Raw genomic sequence first — 18,389 nt, 5'->3', positions numbered from 1 at the left:
TCCTCCTCAGATGCACTTGAAATAGTCAAAAGGTTCCAGGCAGTCAGTGCAGCGCCAGTGAGCCTTGCATGGGGTCGAGCCGAACTGGCTGACTTTTTCAACAGCCTTGCTGCCGCAATGCGGACACCGTTCTGGCCCGCCCGCCGGTTGCGGTGGCGCAATGCCATAGTCTTCCAGCTTGGCGCGGCCTTTTTCACTTAGCCAATCGGTGGTCCAGGCGGGCGAAATGCTGGTTTCGATCCTCACTTCGCTGATCCCATGGTCTCGCAGCGCGGTTTCGATATCCATGCTGATGACGGAAGTCGCCGGACAGCCTGAGTACGTTGGTGTGACGGTCACAACCAACGTTCCGGCGTCCCAACGCACACCGCGAACGATTCCCAGATCCACGACCGAGATCACCGGTATCTCGGGATCGGGAACAGCATCCAACCAACTCCAGATCTGATCAGTCGAGGATTGCATCCGCTCTCACCACTTGGCTCCGGGATAGGCGCGTTGCAGCCATTGCATCTGCGTCAGCAGATGACCCAGATGCTCGGTATGCATGCGCCCGTCACGCCCGCCCTTATGGGCAAACTGGCTTTCTGGAATGCTCAGTGTTGCCTGGGTCAGTATCCTTCCGACCAAAGCGTCATATTCTTCTCGCAAGTCAGTCGGATTGGGTGCGATACCTGCGGCGACCATCTGGGCGTCGACTTCATCGCTTGCGAACATCTCACCGACATAGGGCCACAGATAATCGAGAGCTTCCTGCATACGGGCATGGCTTTCCTCTGTCCCGTCGCCCAGCCCCACTACGGTGTCGCCCGAGCGTTCGAGGTGATAGGCAACCTCTTTGCTGGCTTTGGCGGCAATGGCAGCGACACGATCATCCGCGGATGTCATCAAGCGCCCCAGCATAATCGAATGCCATGCGTCGAACAGAAACTGACGCATCAGTGTACGACCGAAATCGCCGTTGGGAACCTCGACAAGCAGTACATTGCGGAAATCCCAAGCGTCGCGCAGAAAGGCCAGATCGTCAGCGCTTTTGCCACCATCAATCTCGCCCGCAAGACCAAGCCACATCTGGGTCTGTCCGATCAGATCCAACGCAGTGTTGGCCAGCGCGATGTCTTCCTCCAGAACCGGCGCGTGCCCGCACCACTCGCTGACCCGGTGGCCAAGGATCAGCGTATTGTCCCCCATCCGCAGCAGGAATTGATGCAAAGCGTCGTTGGAAACAGAAACACTCATTACATCGCCCCCACTTCTTCGGGGATATCGAAGAAAGTTGGATGGCGGTACACTTTGCTTTCGCTGGGTTCGTACAGCGGGCCTTTATCACTGGGCGATGAGGCCGAGATGTTGTTTGCCTCGACAACCCAAATCGAAACACCTTCGTTGCGGCGTGTGTAAACATCGCGCGCGTTCTTGATTGCCATTTCGGCGTCCGGGGCGTGCAGCGATCCAACATGTCGGTGGCTCATACCGTGTTGGCCGCGGATAAAGATTTCCCACAGGGGCCATTCGTTGTTCATCGGGTTTCCTCCTTGGGTTTACTCTGCTGCCAGATTGCCGGATTGCTTCTTGCGGGCGTGCGCCAAAAGACCGTCACGCACCCATTTCCCGTCATCCCAGGCCTTGTTGCGGGCTGCCAGACGATCCACGTTGCACGGCCCGTTGCCTTTGATCACGTCGAAGAATTCCGACCAGTCAGGTTCTGAGAAATCGTAGTGCCCGCGTTCTTCGTTCCATTTCAGGTCTGAGTCGGGAATGGTCAGGCCCAGATACTCGGCCTGCGGCACGGTCTGGTCGACAAACTTTTGACGCAGCTCATCATTTGTATTGATCTTGATTTTCCACGCCATCGACTGGGCAGAATGAACCGAGTCCTTGTCGGACGGGCCGAACATCATCAGGGACGGATACCAGAAGCGGTTCATCGCATCCTGAGCCATCTTGCGCTGCTCGGGCGTACCTTCGGCCATTTTGCGGATCGCGTCGTAACCTTGCCGCTGATGGAAGCTCTCTTCCTTGCAGATACGGATCATGGCGCGCGAGTATGGTCCGAAAGATGTCCGCTGCAGCGGAACTTGGTTCATGATAGCCGCCCCATCCACCAGCCATCCAACAGCACCAATATCGGCCCAGTTCAACGTCGGATAGTTGAAGATCGACGAGTATTTCATACGCCCATCAAGCAGCATCTCGGTGATCTCGTCCCGGCTGACACCCAGCGTCTCAGCTGCACAGTAGAGGTAAAGTCCATGCCCGGCTTCATCCTGCACCTTGGCCAGCAGGATCGCCTTGCGCTCCAACGTCGGTGCGCGGGTGATCCAGTTGCCTTCGGGCAGTTGACCTACGATTTCAGAATGCGCGTGCTGACCGATCTGACGGATCAGGGTCTTGCGATAAGCCTGAGGCATCCAATCTTTTGGTTCGATCTTGATATCGGCATCAATCCGCGCCTGGAACTCTGCCAGTTTCTCCGGATCTTCGTTTGATGCTTCGGATTTAACCATCTGAGCATACATGTCCCGTCTCCTCCGTTACACGCGTTCAAGAATGAGGGCCGCGCCCTGCCCGACGCCCACACACATGGTGCAGAGCGCATAGCGACCCCCGGTTCGCTTCAATTGATAGGCCGCGGTCAGCACCAGACGCGCACCGCTCATGCCCAGTGGGTGGCCCAAAGCGATGGCCCCTCCATTGGGGTTCACGTGGGACGCATCGTCCGGCAGGCCCAACTCGCGCAGGGTGGCAAGGCCCTGAGAGGCAAACGCCTCATTCAACTCGATCACGTCCATCTGTTCGATGCTCAACCCTGCTCGGGCCAGAACCTTGCGGCTGGCGGGCACCGGGCCGATGCCCATGACACGCGGCGCAACACCCGCAACCGACATGCCCACCACACGGGCCATCGGGGTCAGACCATTCTTGACCGCCGCCGTCTCATTCGCCATCAGAATGGCTGCCGCGCCATCATTTACACCTGAAGCATTGCCCGCTGTGACGGTCTTTTCCGGTCCGTTCACCCCTTTGAGACCCGACAGCTTTTCTGCTGTGGTTCCCGGACGCGGGTGTTCATCCGTATCCACAATGATCGGGTCGCCTTTTCGCTGTGGCACCGAAACCGGAGTGATTTCATCGCCGAAAACACCCGCCGCATGAGCGGCCGCCCACCGGGCCTGGCTGCGTGCAGCAAAGGCATCCTGATCTTCACGACTGATGCCATAGTCCTCAGCCACGTTGTCGGCAGTCTGCGGCATGGAATCCACGCCGTAGTCCTGCTTCATCTTCGGGTTCACGAAACGCCATCCGATCGTGGTGTCGTGCACCGCGTTGTTGCGAGTGAACGCCGAAGTTGCCTTGGGCATCACAAACGGTGCGCGGGACATGCTTTCCACGCCCCCCGCAATGGCCAGATCGTAATCGCCTGCCTTGATGCCACGGGCTGCCATTCCAACGGCATCCATACCGCTGGCGCAAAGACGGTTTACCGTTGTTCCCGGAACGTCGATTGGCAACCCGGCCAACAAGGCCGCCATTCGCGCAACGTTCCTGTTGCTCTCTCCGGCCTGATTGGCATCACCATAGATCACATCGTCGACACTGGCCCAATCGACCTGAGGGTTGCGTTCTTTCAACGCCGCCAGTGGCAAAGCCGCAAGATCATCCGTGCGAACCGAAGACAGCGCTCCGCCATACCGCCCAATCGGTGTACGCGTCGCGTCGCAAATGAATGCGTCCATGTCCGAGGTCTCCTGTTCGCGTCAGTATTCATTAACCGTCTGGTCGGTTTTTATTAAAGTAACCGATTCGAGGCAAGCTTTATGTTACCTTTCTTTGACCACGTTCACCATTTTTGTAACATATAAAGTCAGAACTTTATCGTTGCGATATTCGGGGCCGCCTAAGGCGGTGATCCAAACAATACTTAGCTGACCGGGCGACGCTCACGTCCCGCTCGGAATCAATCGTCTAAAACGGCTTCCAGCGACGCAAGGTTCGGGCGAGGCAACCTGTCTAACAGCTGCACCACGGACTGTCGGCACTCCGCACCTTTCCAGTCTTCTGGCAGAAAGGCAGGTGGCAAAGGGGGATGGCGTAGGATAAGCCGCCGCCACCCATGAACGATCAGAACACGCAGAACGGCAGTTTGCAGGGGGTCTTCCATCCCCTTGGTGGGCAAATGATGCTCGACGAACTGAAGAGTGGTCCAGAACTGACTGTAAGCGTCTTTCAGAGGTTCAGGCCCACACAAATCTCGCATCCAATCGGGCACTGATATGGCACTGCTTTCAATCCCCAGCAGGTCTTCCAGCCCATCAGGGGCCGGGCCCGGTGCCATGGCCGTAGAGGCATTGACTGAGATATAGTCACCAATGAGCATCAGATCTGACAGTTCTTTGCGGGAACTTTCAGAACCGCTGGCGATCAGCACATGCCAGATGTCCGGCTTGTCGGTCTCACGGGAATAGATACGCGGCGCGGCGGCGGCACTTTGGCTGCGACCAAAATCCGTCAAGCGGTGCACGCTGGTGCGCCCCACCCGCGTACTTTCGATCCAACCTTCTTTCCGCAGCCGATGTAGTGCAACACGCGTCGCCTCAGACTTGATTCCGGCCAGACTGGTGAGCGCCGTGATCAAGCTGCCACTGACCCGGTCCGATCCGCTGGGCGCCAAATCTCCAAATATCGTAACCAGCACTGACCACACCCGCTGTGTGCCGGTGTTGGTCAGTTGACTGACACAGGTTTCGAACCAATCAGGGCTGATGTCTTTCATACACGAAGTATAATCGGGCCGAAGGGAATTACCATCCGGCCCATCGCAAGCATCCAAGTGGCTAGTAAGCAACCATCGTCAATAGCTCATATTCTGCGACCTGTTCGTCATCTTGCTGAGTCAGCGTGACGTGCCAACGAACTTCGCCATATTCGTCATTGCGCTTAGTTTTGGCCTTGACCGTCAGGCGCACTTTGATGCTGTCACCGGCTTCAACCGGCTTCATAAAACGCAACCCATCCAGACCGGTATTGGCCAGCACCGGCCCTTCATTTGGTTCGACAAACAATCCAGCGGCAAATGACAGCAACAAATAGCCATGGGCGACGCGACCCGGAAAGAACGGGTTCCGCTCCGCCGCCGCCTGATCCATATGGGCATAGAAGGTATCGCCTGTGAAAGTGGCGAAGTGTTCAATGTCTTCCATTGTTATGGTGCGCGGTTCCGTGTGGATGGTCTCGCCAATCGCAAGGTCATGAAACCTGCGCGTGAACGGATGGGCGGGGCCTTTGACCTCGGTCGCGCCGGGCACCCATCTGTTTCCAATCGCGGTCAACAGATCAGGTGAGCCCTGAATGGCGGTCCGTTGCATATAGTGTTTAACACCACGCACGCCGCCCATCTCTTCGCCGCCGCCAGCGCGTCCGGGGCCGCCATGCACCATATGAGGCAAAGGTGAACCGTGACCGGTGGATTCTTTCATCGAGTCACGGTTGTTGAAGTACAAACGCCCATGATACGCCCCTGCCCCAATGGCGACCTGACGCGCCACGTCAGGATCATGCGTGATGACCGACGCCACCAAAGATCCTTGCCCCCGGTTTGCCAGTTCAATCGCATGGTCGAGATCGCGATAGCCCATGACCGTGCTAACCGGCCCAAAAGCTTCGGTATCGTGTACACGCTGCGCCGCGTCAGGGTTGGCACAATGGTAAAGCATTGGCGGCAGGAAGGCCCCTTTTTCAGGATCTGCTCCATCGACCGCAAAATCATCCGGGTTGCCAAAGACACGCTCGGCCTCTTGGCCAATGATCGTCGCCTTTTCCAGAACGTCACGTTTCTGACCATTCGAGACCAATGCGCCCATGCGGGTGGTTTCAAGCCTTGGGTCGCCGATAACGGTTTTGGCCAGCCGCGCGGACAACGCCTCGATCACGGCTTGCACCTGCACCTCTGGCGCGATGATCCGACGGATTGCGGTACATTTCTGACCAGCCTTCGCCGTCATCTCGCGCTGGACCTCTTTGACGAAAAGGTCGAACTCAGGCGTACCCGGCTTGGCATCTGGACCAAGTATCGAGCAATTAAGGCTATCCTGTTCCGCCACAAACCGCACAGAGTTTTCAAGGATCACGGGGTTGGATCGCAATTTCAACGCCGTATCTGCCGAGCCGGTAAAGCTGACCACATCCTGCAGGGTCAAACGGTCCAGCATGTCGCCCAAACCGCCCGACACCAACTGAAGCGCCCCGGCGGGCAAAATACCGGAGTCCAACATCAACCGCACACACAGCTCGGTCACGTAGCAAGAATTCGTCGCCGGTTTAACGATGGCCGGAACACCGGCCAACAGAGTTGGCGCCAGTTTCTCCAACATACCCCAGACCGGAAAGTTAAACGCATTTATGTGAACCGCCACGCCGTGCAACGGGGTGCAGATGTGCTGGCCCAGAAACGTCCCGTTGCGCGATAGTTGCTCAACATCACCGTCCAGATAGACATGCCCGTCCGGCATTTCCCGGCGTCCCTTCGAGGCAAAGACAAACATCGTGCCAATGCCGCCATCGATGTCGATCATATGGTCCGACTGCGTCGCGCCTGTGTTGAAAGACAGATCATAGAGCGCCTGCTTGTGCTGGCCCAGATGCAGCGACACCGCCTTGAGCATCTTGGCCCGCTCATGAAAGGTCATCTTGCGCAGGGCCGGCCCACCGACGTCGCGCGCATAGTCCAGCATTCCTTGCACGTCCAGTTCCGCGTTGCCCGCAGTTGCAATCACCTCGCCCGTTACGGCGCTGGCAATATTGCGCGCCCCGGCACCAGGCGGCACCCATGCACCGGCGGCAAAGCTGGATATCTGTTGGATGGTCATGAGCGTCTCCTCATCAGTGTCTGGATCCTCACATCACCTAGCCGAACGTGTGAGGTCATATCTTTAACCGTACGGTCGGTCGTTATTTTTGCACAGCAACAACATAAACCGTACCCTTCAAAACTGCGCGGGAAGTCGCGCGAAACCCCGAAACCGGATACGGCCACCGCGTTCAGCACCATCGGTGATGCAATAATTCGGGAAGCGAGCCAGAAAACGCCCGACCGCCACGCGGCCCTCCATACGGGCCAAGGTCAGGCCAACGCAGGTGTGGGGTCCACCAGCAAAGGCGTGATGTTTATTGCGGCGTCGGTCCAACTTCATTTCATCGGGCCGCTCAAACTGTCGCGGGTCGCGGTTGGCGGCTCCGATGCAAAGATGGATATCTGTTCCGGCGGGAATGGTTTGGCCGTGGAAGATGACATCCTCGGTGGTCAAACGGTTGCCGAATTGGTTGGGGCTTTCCAACCTCAGAAACTCGTCCACGGCTGTGTTTATGAACTCTGGGTCGGCCAGCAACTCGGCCCGCTTGTCACGGTGCCGGTCCAGCAACTCCAGCGCGTTGCCGATCAGATTGGTCGTGGTCTCATGCCCAGCATTCAGGATGAAGATGCAGTTTTGGTACAACTCGACCTCGGTCAACCCGCCATCGGTGTCATCCTGCATCAATCGTGTCAGCACGTCCGTTGACGGGTCACCTGGATTGGCGCGACGATCATCTATGATGTGGCGCAGGAATGCTTTGAAGTCAGACACCGCACGGTTGCCCCAGTCTTCTTGGTCCGGAGTTAACTGAGGCTCCAGCGCGCCCAAAATGGCCAGAGACCAATCCCGCAGGGGCCCGCGCTCGGATCGGGGAATGCCTAGTAAGTTGCCGATAATCTCAATCGGGATGGCCCCGGCAAAATCCCCAATCAACTCAACGGTGCCCTTGGCCTGCATCTGGTCCAGCAAGCCGTCGACAAGCTGCACAAGGCCAGGCTCCATCTGCGCCAGTGCCCGCGGGTTCATCGCACCGACCATCACCTTACGAACACGGGTGTGCAAAGGCGGATCATTGAACACCAAACTGGTCGTGTGATGTTCGTATAAAGGGCTGTCGACCCCGTATTTCGGCCCGAAAACCGCCTTCTTGTCCGAAATGAACCGTGTCGTGTCCCGATACACCAGATCCAGATCGTCATAGCGCGAAAGGATGACAGACCCATCGGCTTGAAAGCAGACAGGCGTGTCTTCGCGCAGCGCGGCATAGGCCGGGTAAGGGTCCGCGTGAAAACCGGTTGGAAGTTCGGTCAGAGAGAACATCAGTGACCCATCGCTCCCATATGTTCCGGCAGAACCAGCACCAGCCATGGCACCAGAACGATCAGCGCCAGGCGGAAGATATCCGCCACCCAAAACGGCGTGACGCCCTTAAAGATGGTCCCGGTTGAGACATCCCCCACCACACCTTTCAGAATGAACACGTTCAAACCGACCGGGGGAGTGATCAAGCTGATCTCAGTCACGACAACGACAACGATGCCAAACCAGATCGGATCATAACCCAGCGATGTCACCAGCGGGAAAAAGATAGGCACTGTCAGCAGCAGCATCGACAGCGATTCAAAGACACAGCCCAGAATGATGTAGATCCCGAGGATCATCAGGATCACCATAAACGGCTCAACCTCATAGGCCGTCACCAAAGCGATCAGTGCCTCGGGAAGGCCAGCCAAGTTGATGAAATTCGAAAAGATCTGAGCTCCGATCAGAACCGAGAACAGCGCCGCAGCAGTGAAACTAGTCTCTTTCAACACTTCAAAGATGGAACCAAGGGTTAGCCCACCCCGAGACAGCGCAATCAGGAAGGCACCCATTGCGCCCATGCCAGCTGCCTCGGTCGGGCTGAAGGTCAGGTTCAGCGGATAGAAGTCAAACACCCCGTACAACCCGCCGATCACAAGGAAGAACAGCAGCAGCACGGCCCAGACCGAGCGCAGAGCCGAAAGGCGTTCGCCCCAGCCATGCCGCTCTCCTGCTGGTCCGGCGTCGGGTCTGCGCCAAACGGTCCAACGCACCGCCAGCAGATAGAACAGGATGCCCAACACGCCGGGAATTATTCCCGCAACGAAAAGCTTGCCAATCGAGGTTTCGGTCAAAAGGCCATAGATCACCAGTATAACCGATGGCGGGATCAGAATGCCCAGTGTTCCACCCGCAGCAATCGACGCCGTCGACAACTCATCCGAGTAACCGTAGCGGCGCATTTCCGGCATCGCGACTTTCGACATCGTTGCCGCTGTGGCCAGCGACGAGCCACAAATGGCAGAAAACCCACCACAGGCTGCAACCGTGGCCATGGCGATGCCGCCGCGGAAATGGCCCAGGAAGGCATTCGATACCGCATAAAGTTCACGCGCAAGGCCACCCTTGTTGACGAACAGGCCCATCAGGATGAACAGCGGCACAACAGACAGCCCGTAATCCTGCGCCGTATCGGTGATCTGGCGGCCTACCATGGACATCGCAGCCTTCAACCCACGTTCGGACAGGATGCTGCCGCCGCGTTCATATGCAAAGCCAAGCGTCCCAACTAGCCCCATCGCAAACACAATGGGCAGGCGCAGCAGCACAAGAACAAGGACAAGGGCGAAACCGATCAAAGCTGCAGTCATCAGGAGTGCTCCGACAAGGCTTGGGGGGCAAAAATGTGCAAAATCCCGGTGATTATCATCGCGATAGCAGTGATCGCGGTGAAGGCAGCGATGAACCAACCCACGTAGAAGACAGGAATCGACAGGTATTCGGTGACATCGCCGTAGTCCCGCGCCCGCTCTGCCAACACCCAGACACGCTGAATTGGCCAGATCAGCATGATGCCGGATACCAGATACACAATCGCGTCCCGCACCCGGCTCAGCCGCAGACGTGCGAAAATCCCGTCTGTCAGGTCCACGGCGATCTGTCCGCGTCCGGCCGATATTATGGGCAGGACCGAAAAGACAAGGATCGCCATCAGAATACGTGTCAGCTCAGTCGCAGCCTCGATTGGCGCGTTGAAGACAGAACGCAAGATAACGTCGAAAAAGGTCATCACCATCAGGATGAACAGCGCCACACAGGCCAGCAGCGTCGGAACGACACTGATGCGTCGCGCAAAGGTCACGAGTGAGTGCATGATTGGTCCCCGTCGGGTGAAAAGGGCTGGCGGGTCATGCCCGCCAGCCGGGCTGCATTACTGCGAAGCCATTTCATTTACGATCATGTCATAAGCGGCTTGAGCGTCGATGCCCGCGTCGTTGACTTCGTCAATGACCTTGGCGCGCACGTCGACGGCAATCGTGTTGAATTTCTCAAGATCTTCAGCAGATGCCGCGTTGATCGCGTTGCCCTCGGTGGTTTCGGTTGCTTCGCGACCGATGGCGTCGATCTCGTCCCAGATTTTGCCAATCTCGCGGCTCAGCGGTTCACCAAAGACGTTCTCTTCCAAAGCAGCCTGCAGATCTTCGGGCAGATCGGCAAAAGTGTCTTCGTTCATGATGAAGGCAAACGATCCGCGATAGAGACCACCTGGAACTTCGTAAACATTCTGTGCCACTTCCGTGAGCTTGAAGCCCTTGCGGGATTCAAAGGGCATCACAACCCCATCAGCAGCTTTCGAGGCCAGGGTTTCATAGACTTTCGGCGCAGGGACCTGAATGCCGGTCGCACCCAGAGCCGTGCCAACGTCCCCCCCAACGCCACCCGGGATACGCACCTTGAGGCCCGACACCTCATCCAGCGTGGTCACAGGGCTGCTGGAATGTAACTGGGCAGGGCCATGCGTGTGCAGAGCGATCACCTTCACACCGCGATGTTCGTCTGCCTCTTTGAGGAACTTGTCATATGTGCGCCAATAAGCGACCGAGGCGTCCTCGGCCGAACCCTCGTATCCGGGCAGTTCGATCATCTTGGTGGTGACAAAACGACCGGGTTGATAACCATGGAAGATGATCGACGCATCAGCTGCACCATCCATGATCAAGTCCATCTGCGCCGGTGGCGGCGCAATGCCCAGCTTGAGTTCTGCCGTAACCTTACCGTCTGTCGCCTCTTCAACCATCTCCACGAATTTCGGCCACATCTTGGCGTTGATGCCATGGGTCGGCGGCGCCCAGCTTGAAATGGTCAGCGTATAATCCGCAGCCAGTGCCACTGTGCCCGAAACGGCCAACGCGGCCGACGCCAATAATGTGCTTAGCTTGGTGAATTTCATGGTTCTGTCTCCTCCCTGTGAAACATGACTCGAGAATGCGTTAATGGTCGCTTTTGTAACCATCAACATATTAAAGATCCCCCGAATGGTCCGCGATCCTCCAAGAGCCGGGGTTTTCGTTCGCAACTGTCAACATCGTTGCACGCGAAATTGCGATGCCGATTTCCTTGCTGTAGTTCATTGGCCCGCCACGCCACCGCGGGAATCCATATCCATGGATTTGCACCATATCGACAGATTCCGCGTTTTCCGCGATGCGTTCCTGAACGATTAAAGCGCCCTCGTTGGCCAGAACCGCTAGAATACGCGAGGAAATGTCCTGCTCTGTAAAGCTTCGGCGGGTTATGCCCTGTTCGGCCGAGTAGGTTTCGATCAACGCCTCAACTTCCGGGTCGCGGACCGGTTTACGGTTGCCATCTTCGTACCGGTACCATCCTTTGCCCGTACGTTGGCCAAGCCGCCCCATCTCACACAATTGGTCGGCGATGGTGACATAGCGTTCATCAGGGTTTCGTGTTTCGGCGTTGCGCTTGCGGTTGGCCCAGGCGATCTGAAGACCGGTCAGATCGTGCAGCTCATAAGGTCCCATGGGCATCCCAAACGCGCGCATCGCTTGATCCACCTGATAAGGCAGCGCCCCATCGGCCAGAAGATAATCAGCCTCGCGCCGATACGCCGCCAGCATGCGGTTGCCTATGAATCCATCGCAGATACCCGAAAGAACCGACACTTTCCGCAGCTTTCTGCCCAAGGCGAAACCTGTGGCCAAAACTTCGGGCGACGTATCAGGCGTATGTACGATCTCAAGCAGCTTCATCACATGGGCCGGGCTGAAGAAATGCAGGCCAATGCAGCGAGCCTTGTTTTCTACGTCCTCAAAGATGTCTACCGGATCTAGGTAGGACGTATTCGTGGCCAGGATTGCATCCCGGTGCATATGGCTGGCAAGCTCCGCAAACACCGATTGCTTGACGGACAAATCCTCAAATACAGCCTCGATTGCCAACTCGGCATCTGCAGCAACGGCATAGCTCTCGGCAGCCTGAAAACTTGTCAGACGATTACGCAACTGCGCTTCAGAAATCTTGCCCCGTTTGACGGCCCCGTTCAGCAGAGATTCAACCCGCTGCTGAGCGGCCGATGCAGCCTCAGCGTTTTGCTCAATCAAAGTGACCGACAGCCCGCCATTCAGCGCGGCCGTCGCAATGCCTGCACCCATCAGCCCACCGCCGACAACAGCTATCCGAGTGATGTCACGGGCTGTAGAACCCTTGATCAAAGCAGGCTTGGATACGGTGCGTTCAGCAAAGAATGCGTGACGTAGCGCCCTGCTTTCAGCGCTTTGGCGCAAAGCCAAGTGGCGGGCGCGTTCTTTCGGTTGCCCCTCGGCGAATGGCTCAACGGACCAACCGAGAGCGCTCAGGTTTTCCAGCGGCGATGGCTGCCCTTTGGCGCGTTTCCGCAACGCCAGACGGCTTGTTTCAAACAGATCGGGCGCAAAGTCCGGTACAGTGCGCTGACTGACAGGCAGTGGACGTTCAGGCAAGTCGGCAACAAATCCCGAAACTGCATCCAATAGGTCGTCGGCGATCAAATCAATGCCCCCGATTTCCGCCAGCGCTTCAGCTTTCATGATCTTGCCGGAACACGCCATGTCAATTGCAGCTTGCATCCCCACAAGACGCGGCAAGCGTTGCGTGCCACCTGCCCCGGGGATCAGTCCCACATTGACCTCGGGCAAACCAAAACCGGTATCCCGCGCTGCGATCCGCCACGCACAGGCCATCGCTATCTCAAATCCGCCGCCCAGCACGTTGCCGTGCATACAGGCGACAAATGGCACTTTGCTGTCTTCGATCTTCTGAACAACATCCGGTAAATGCGGCTCAATCGGCGGCACATCAAACTCGGACATGTCACCACCAGCGATGAAGGTCCTGCCAGCGCAACACAACACCGCCACGCGCGCGCCCTGAACCGCATCAACAGCGTCGGACAGCCCCTGTCGAACACCGGTCGAGGTCGCGTTCACTGGCGGGTTGTTGACCGTGACCCAAGCCACGTCACCCTTTAATTCAACACTTACCAGCGACGACTGCAACATCGACAACCCTTTTGATCGATCCAGATTCGGTACTGGTTTATATATTGACCAACCGTTCGGTTAATGCAATGATTAAGTTGGAACGAGGCCGGAAGAGAACGTCATGAGCGATACAATACTTGTAGAAAACAACGGGAACTGGGTTGAAATTACCCTGAACCGCCCAGACAAGTTGAACGCGTTCAATGAAGACATGCACGCGGCCCTGCAAGACGCATTGAAGACCGCACGCGACAACGGGGCCCGCGCAATACTGCTGACCGGTGCCGGGCGCGGGTTCTGCGCAGGTCAAGACCTGGGCGATCGCGATCCATCCAAAATGGATGGCCCTCCGGATCTGAGCAAAACGGTACGAACGTTTTATGCGCCTCTGGTCCGGTTGATCCGGTCCTTGGAGTTCCCGGTCATCTGTGCCGTAAACGGAGTCGCCGCAGGCGCAGGTGCAAATCTTGCGTTGGCCTGTGACATGGTTGTGGCTGGGGAAAGTGCCAAATTCATTCAGAGCTTTTCCAAGGTCGGCCTGATACCGGATACGGGTGGCAGTTGGCATTTGCCGCGCCTGTTAGGTGAAGCACGCGCTAAGGGGTTGGCTCTGACCGCCCAACCCCTTTCAGCCAAACAGGCAGAGGATTGGGGACTGATCTGGAAAACACTGCCCGACGATCAACTGATGAGTGAGGCACGCACGCTTACCGCGCAGTTGGCGAACGGCCCAACACTTGGGCTGGGCCTGACAAAGCAATGCATTCAATCTGCGGCCACCACATCGCTTTCGGATCAGCTTGAGATTGAGGCGGACGCGATGAAAACCTGCGGGGAAAGCGTGGATTATGCCGAAGGCGTATCCAGTTTCCTTGAAAAACGCGCGCCAAACTTTCAGGGGCGGTGACGATGACACCAAAGGAACGCGCCGAAAAATCCGCCGCTGCAATGTGGGCAAATGACGAGGCAAGCAAATGGTTCGGCATGGAGCTTGTCGAGATTGACGAAGGCCACGCAGTTCTGGCACTGACCGTCGCCAGCCATCACTGCAATGGTCATGGCACATGCCATGGGGGCGTCACCCACGCTCTGGCCGACAGCGCCTTTGCCTTTGCCTGCAATAGCCGAAACAAGGCAACCGTCGCGCAACACACAATGATCAGCTTCCTCGCCCCCGGAAGCAAAGGCGACCGCCTGACAGCCACCGCGACAGAGGTCACTGTGTCCGGACGCAGCGGTATCTATGACGTTCGCGTCACAAACCAAGACAACACTCTGATCGCCGAGTTTCGCGGCATGTCCCGCGCAGTGGGCGGTCAGAATTTTCAAGAATAGCTTCGCGACTGGAGGAGTGACGCGATGGAAGACCTTTCCCCAAACAAAGCGGATCTTGACCCGATCGAGATCGCCTCGATCGACGAAATTCGCGCCACACAGCTTGAACGGCTCAAGTGGTCCGTACGCCACGCATACGAAAACGTTGCGATGTACAAACAGCGGTTTGACGAAGCCGGTGTGCATCCCGACGATCTGCAGCAACTGACCGACCTTTCGAAGTTTCCGTTCACATACAAAAACGATCTGCGCGACAATTACCCTTTTGGCTTGTTTGCAGTTCCGCGCAGCGAGATCATTCGTCTTCACGCGTCCTCGGGCACGACTGGTAAACCGACCGTGGTGGGTTACACTAGGAATGACATCGACAACTGGGCGGATTTGGGCGCGCGTTCTCTGCGTGCTTCGGGACTGCGCAAAGGCGACATGGTCCACAATGCCTATGGTTATGGGCTGTTCACCGGCGGGTTGGGCGCCCATTATGGGATTGAACGCCTTGGCGCGACCGTTGTTCCCATGTCCGGGGGGCAAACCGAGAAACAGGTTAACCTGATCAACGATTTCCAGCCTGACGGGATCATGGTGACGCCGTCCTATATGCTCAATATCCTAGAGCAGTTCCACAAGGCCGGTCTCGACCCCCGAGAAAGCTCTTTGAAAGTTGGTGTGTTTGGTGCTGAACCCTGGACTGATGCGATGCGGGCCGAGGTCGAAGCCGCGTTTGATATGCATGCGGTCGATATCTATGGCCTGTCCGAGATCATGGGTCCTGGGGTGGCCAATGAATGCGTTGAAACCAAAGACGGTCCGGTGATCTGGGAGGATCACTTCCTGCCGGAAATCATCGACCCCGTGTCCGGTGAGGTCCTGCCCGATGGCGAAACTGGTGAATTGGTGTTCACAACCCTGACCAAGGAAGGGCTGCCAATGATCCGTTATCGCACGCGCGACCTGACATGCCTGCTGCCGGGAACTGCACGTTCCATGCGCCGGATGGCAAAGATTACAGGTCGCAGCGACGACATGATGATCCTGCGTGGCGTAAACGTCTTCCCCAGCCAGATCGAAGAACAGGTCATGGCGACGGGCGGGCTTGCCCCGTATTATCAGATCGAATTGTATAAGTCGGGCCGCATGGATGCGATGCGTGTATTTGTTGAATCCTCAACCGATTCCACCGACGAACTCTCCAAAACTGCGGCGGCGCGAATGCTGACCAAGCGGATCAAGGACGTTGTTGGCGTTTCAACGGAAATTGTTGTAGGTGACCCCGGCGACGTCGAACGCTCTCAGGGCAAGGCGAAGCGCGTCGTCGACAATCGCGATAAGGAATAGACCGTGGCCCGAACAATCGCCAAAGACCACGACCAAAAGCGGGAGCAGATCCTGAAAATGGCGGCCAAAGTGTTTGCCGATCAGGGGTTTGATCGCGCATCGATGACATTGCTGGCCAAAGAATGCGGGATCTCGAAGGCCAACATCTATCACTACTACGACAGCAAGGATGCCATCCTGTATGACATCCTTGAAACATACCTGCGCGAGTTAAGGGATCGGATCTGTAACGTGGATCTTAGCGGTTTGAACCCCGAGCAGAAGCTGCGCACAGCGGTGCGCGAAATCCTGTTTGCTTATCAGGGCGCAGATGACGAGCACCGCGTACAGATCAGCGGCATGAGCGCGCTGACAGACGAGCAGCAGAAACTCCTGCGGGGCTATCAGCTTGATTTGGTGAATTTTGTGCGCGACATCCTCAAAGAGTTGTCTCCCGAAGCTTTCGACGATGCCAAAGACAAGTTGCGCGGTGCCACGATGTCGGTCTTCGGGATGCTGAACTGGTATTATATGTGGAATACCGGCGCGGGCCCCAAAGCCCGCGAAGACTATGCCGATCTGGTCAGCACGCTGACAGTGCATGGCGTGCAAAAGCTTTAGGCGCACAACGCTGCACACAAAACGTTATGTCGCGGCTTTAGACCTATCCAGATAGGCTTGCTTTGCGATCATGACATCCTCGTCCGTCATGTCTGATCGGTTCAGTTCTAAGAAATGTTCTGAGGCCCCAACCGGTTGAACATTCAGGTTGCGGACGGGTGTCAGATCATCCGACCGTACATTCAAAATCGAAAGCACCTTGGTGACGGGAAACAAACGATCGCTCAGACCCGAGGTGTTCAGAGAGATAACGTCAGCTCGTGAAGACATATGCTCGGCGACCCGAGCCACCACGCCATCAAGGTCCGCGCCCGGGTTCAGCAGTTCAGTGTATTCGCACAGGTCTTCTTGTATTCTGTTTCCGCGAATGTTCTGCCAATACACGCTTTTGATCCAATCAGTAGTATCTCTGGTCGTGTAAAAGAATGTGATCCGCGCCTTGTTGTCTGTGAGTCTGTTGATTTCCTCACAGATAACTTCGGCAAGGATGTGCGTTTGGGCATAGGACCACACACCCTTGCGTCCCGGGATCATGCCTGCAAACTCTTCGCTGCTGATCAGCAACGGCAAGTCAGAGTGGCCATCCAACGACAGCAGAACCTGACGGAATTTCATGCGAAATTTTTCAAGCGTTCTTTCTTCCGATACCACTGAAAAACGGCGCGCGGCAACGCCAGCGTCTTTCAAATTCCGTGGCACTAAAGCATTGACTCGGGTCTTTAACCGGAAACGGTTCCTGTACAGCATCGTTTGCAGGGTTCTGGTTCCGGTTTTGTGAAACCCCTGATGGACAACAACCTTCAGCATCGAACCTACGACTCAATCAACGTGCAACTTCGGAAGTTAGAGCCACCGCATCGAAAACTTCAAGCGGTCCAATCGATGCTCAGTTCTTCTCGAAAGGCAAAGCGGGTCAAATGCGCCTCGATCACCTTTTGCCAACGACGCAAATCGCCACGCGGGCCGGTTGTGGCGGTCACCGTCAAAGTGGTTGCATCTGCTGTCAATGTCACCCGATCGCCGTCAGGGAAAGACGCGCTGCCCTGCGTTCCATCAAAGGAGACCTCGGCCTTGTGCGACCAATGTTTGCAGAGCTGCTGCAGGTATTTTGAGGCCGCGCTCGTTTGCGCAATGCCTGTTGCGGTCTGATCAGGCAACAGGCTCAGACCCGCGACAGCGGCAGACCGGATTGATTTGGCAAACAAGGTCACGTCAATGTTGGTGGCCACAAACGTCGCGCCGAGATCCAGACACTTACGTTGAAGGTCTGGATCCAGCGTCAAAATCCCGGCCGCTTTACCTGCTGCCACGATGCGGCGGATTGCATCCAGCACTGCGGCAACCACCTCAGGGTGGTTCGCATCCCCTAGATGGCCCATGTCAGCGGCGAGGTCGGCGGGACCGATAAACACACCGTCCACATCAGTCGCCAGAACATCGTCCAGCGCGTCCATGCCCTTGTTGCTCTCGACCTGCACAAGCAGGCAAATCTGTTCGTCGGCGGATTTCAAATAATCGGGTATCGCAGCGAAGCGTGACGCCCGCGCCAGCGATGATCCAACCCCACGAACGCCATGCGGCGGATATTGCACGGCCCGGACCAGTTCGCGCGCCTGATCGCCGCTTTCGACCATCGGCACCAGAATATTCTGCACTCCTGCGTCGAGATATTGCTTGATCATCCAGGTTTCGCCAATCGGCAGGCGTGCGACCGGCACACTGCCGGACCCCTCAATCACGCGCACCTGCTCCAGGATCGATTGCAGATCGTTAGGCGCGTGTTCGCCATCGACCAGCAACCAATCGAACTGCGCTGTGGCAGCGATCTCGGCCGCATAGGCATTGGCCAAACCAACCCAACATCCGATCTGCGGAGAGCCGGCCGTCAGCGCAGCCTTGAATGCATTTTGTGGCGCAGGCATTAGTTTTC

The 18,389-nt window shown here is 56.9% G+C and carries 18 protein-coding genes; 4 read left to right on the top strand and 14 right to left on the bottom strand.

Going from position 1 to position 18,389, the window contains the following annotated elements; translation table 11 throughout:
• Positions 1-6: 6 nt before the first annotated feature.
• The 12 genes from paaD to GOV89_RS09620 form a co-directional block, all read right to left on the bottom strand.
• Positions 7-465: a 1,2-phenylacetyl-CoA epoxidase subunit PaaD gene (paaD, locus tag GOV89_RS09675; RefSeq protein ID WP_171176656.1), complete on the bottom strand. Its 459-nt coding sequence runs from the start codon at positions 463-465 to the stop codon at positions 7-9.
• Positions 466-471: 6 nt separating this feature from the next.
• Positions 472-1,239, bottom strand: a complete 768-nt coding sequence (gene paaC, locus GOV89_RS09670) for a 1,2-phenylacetyl-CoA epoxidase subunit PaaC (RefSeq protein WP_171176654.1) — start codon at positions 1,237-1,239, stop codon at positions 472-474.
• Positions 1,239-1,523, bottom strand: coding sequence for a 1,2-phenylacetyl-CoA epoxidase subunit PaaB (gene paaB, locus GOV89_RS09665; RefSeq protein WP_170404692.1), 285 nt, complete (start codon positions 1,521-1,523; stop codon positions 1,239-1,241). Before paaB ends, paaC begins: the two co-directional genes overlap by 1 nt.
• 18 nt (positions 1,524-1,541) lie before the next feature.
• Complete coding sequence (paaA, locus tag GOV89_RS09660) at positions 1,542-2,519, bottom strand: 1,2-phenylacetyl-CoA epoxidase subunit PaaA (RefSeq protein WP_171176652.1); 978 nt, start codon at positions 2,517-2,519, stop codon at positions 1,542-1,544.
• Positions 2,520-2,534: 15 nt separating this feature from the next.
• A complete protein-coding gene (gene pcaF / locus GOV89_RS09655) occupies positions 2,535-3,737 on the bottom strand; it encodes a 3-oxoadipyl-CoA thiolase (RefSeq protein WP_171176650.1) in 1,203 nt (400 codons plus the stop codon).
• 221 nt (positions 3,738-3,958) lie between these two features.
• Complete coding sequence (locus GOV89_RS09650) at positions 3,959-4,774, bottom strand: PaaX family transcriptional regulator C-terminal domain-containing protein (protein ID WP_171176648.1); 816 nt, start codon at positions 4,772-4,774, stop codon at positions 3,959-3,961.
• A gap of 61 nt (positions 4,775-4,835) precedes the next feature.
• Positions 4,836-6,866 carry a phenylacetic acid degradation bifunctional protein PaaZ gene (gene paaZ, locus GOV89_RS09645; protein ID WP_171176646.1) on the bottom strand — a complete coding sequence of 677 codons (2,031 nt, stop codon included), beginning with the start codon at positions 6,864-6,866 and terminating at the stop codon, positions 4,836-4,838.
• A 117-nt stretch (positions 6,867-6,983) separates the two neighbouring features.
• Positions 6,984-8,171 carry a cytochrome P450 gene (locus GOV89_RS09640; protein WP_171176644.1) on the bottom strand — a complete coding sequence of 396 codons (1,188 nt, stop codon included), beginning with the start codon at positions 8,169-8,171 and terminating at the stop codon, positions 6,984-6,986.
• Positions 8,171-9,523 carry a TRAP transporter large permease gene (locus GOV89_RS09635; RefSeq protein WP_171176642.1) on the bottom strand — a complete coding sequence of 451 codons (1,353 nt, stop codon included), beginning with the start codon at positions 9,521-9,523 and terminating at the stop codon, positions 8,171-8,173. The genes GOV89_RS09640 and GOV89_RS09635 overlap by 1 nt, the downstream gene beginning before the upstream one ends.
• Complete coding sequence (locus GOV89_RS09630; protein WP_171176640.1) at positions 9,523-10,026, bottom strand: TRAP transporter small permease; 504 nt, start codon at positions 10,024-10,026, stop codon at positions 9,523-9,525. The genes GOV89_RS09635 and GOV89_RS09630 overlap by 1 nt, the downstream gene beginning before the upstream one ends.
• Before the next feature lie 57 nt (positions 10,027-10,083).
• The gene (locus tag GOV89_RS09625; RefSeq protein ID WP_171176638.1) at positions 10,084-11,103 is read right to left on the bottom strand and encodes a TRAP transporter substrate-binding protein; all 1,020 of its coding nucleotides are present in this window, start codon (positions 11,101-11,103) and stop codon (positions 10,084-10,086) included.
• A 70-nt stretch (positions 11,104-11,173) separates the two neighbouring features.
• Entirely contained in the window at positions 11,174-13,207 is a 2,034-nt protein-coding gene (locus GOV89_RS09620) for an FAD-dependent oxidoreductase (protein WP_171238024.1), read from the bottom strand.
• A gap of 103 nt (positions 13,208-13,310) precedes the next feature.
• Here GOV89_RS09620 and paaG point away from each other — a divergent pair, with 103 nt between their 5' ends.
• Genes paaG through GOV89_RS09600 form a run of 4 tightly spaced genes read left to right on the top strand, consistent with a single transcriptional unit; the run spans position 13,311 to position 16,459 of the window.
• Positions 13,311-14,096, top strand: coding sequence for a 2-(1,2-epoxy-1,2-dihydrophenyl)acetyl-CoA isomerase PaaG (gene paaG, locus GOV89_RS09615; protein ID WP_171176634.1), 786 nt, complete (start codon positions 13,311-13,313; stop codon positions 14,094-14,096).
• A 2-nt stretch (positions 14,097-14,098) separates the two neighbouring features.
• Positions 14,099-14,524, top strand: a complete 426-nt coding sequence (paaI, locus tag GOV89_RS09610; protein ID WP_171176632.1) for a hydroxyphenylacetyl-CoA thioesterase PaaI — start codon at positions 14,099-14,101, stop codon at positions 14,522-14,524.
• Between the two features lie 24 nt (positions 14,525-14,548).
• Positions 14,549-15,859 carry a phenylacetate--CoA ligase PaaK gene (gene paaK, locus GOV89_RS09605; RefSeq protein WP_171176630.1) on the top strand — a complete coding sequence of 437 codons (1,311 nt, stop codon included), beginning with the start codon at positions 14,549-14,551 and terminating at the stop codon, positions 15,857-15,859.
• A gap of 3 nt (positions 15,860-15,862) precedes the next feature.
• Positions 15,863-16,459, top strand: coding sequence for a TetR/AcrR family transcriptional regulator (locus GOV89_RS09600; RefSeq protein WP_171176628.1), 597 nt, complete (start codon positions 15,863-15,865; stop codon positions 16,457-16,459).
• Between the two features lie 24 nt (positions 16,460-16,483).
• Here the strand turns inward: GOV89_RS09600 and GOV89_RS09595 are convergent, their stop codons facing one another.
• Positions 16,484-17,074: a hypothetical protein gene (locus GOV89_RS09595; protein WP_171176626.1), complete on the bottom strand. Its 591-nt coding sequence runs from the start codon at positions 17,072-17,074 to the stop codon at positions 16,484-16,486.
• Positions 17,075-17,325: 251 nt separating this feature from the next.
• Positions 17,326-18,381, bottom strand: coding sequence for an aldolase/citrate lyase family protein (locus GOV89_RS09590; protein WP_171176625.1), 1,056 nt, complete (start codon positions 18,379-18,381; stop codon positions 17,326-17,328).
• Positions 18,382-18,389: the final 8 nt, after the last annotated feature.

It is taken from the genome of Ruegeria sp. HKCCA5763, assembly GCF_013034545.1.
Taxonomy (GTDB): Bacteria; Pseudomonadota; Alphaproteobacteria; order Rhodobacterales; family Rhodobacteraceae; genus Ruegeria.
Note: the sequence above shows the minus strand (reverse complement) of the source record. Positions and strands in the feature narration are given on the sequence as shown.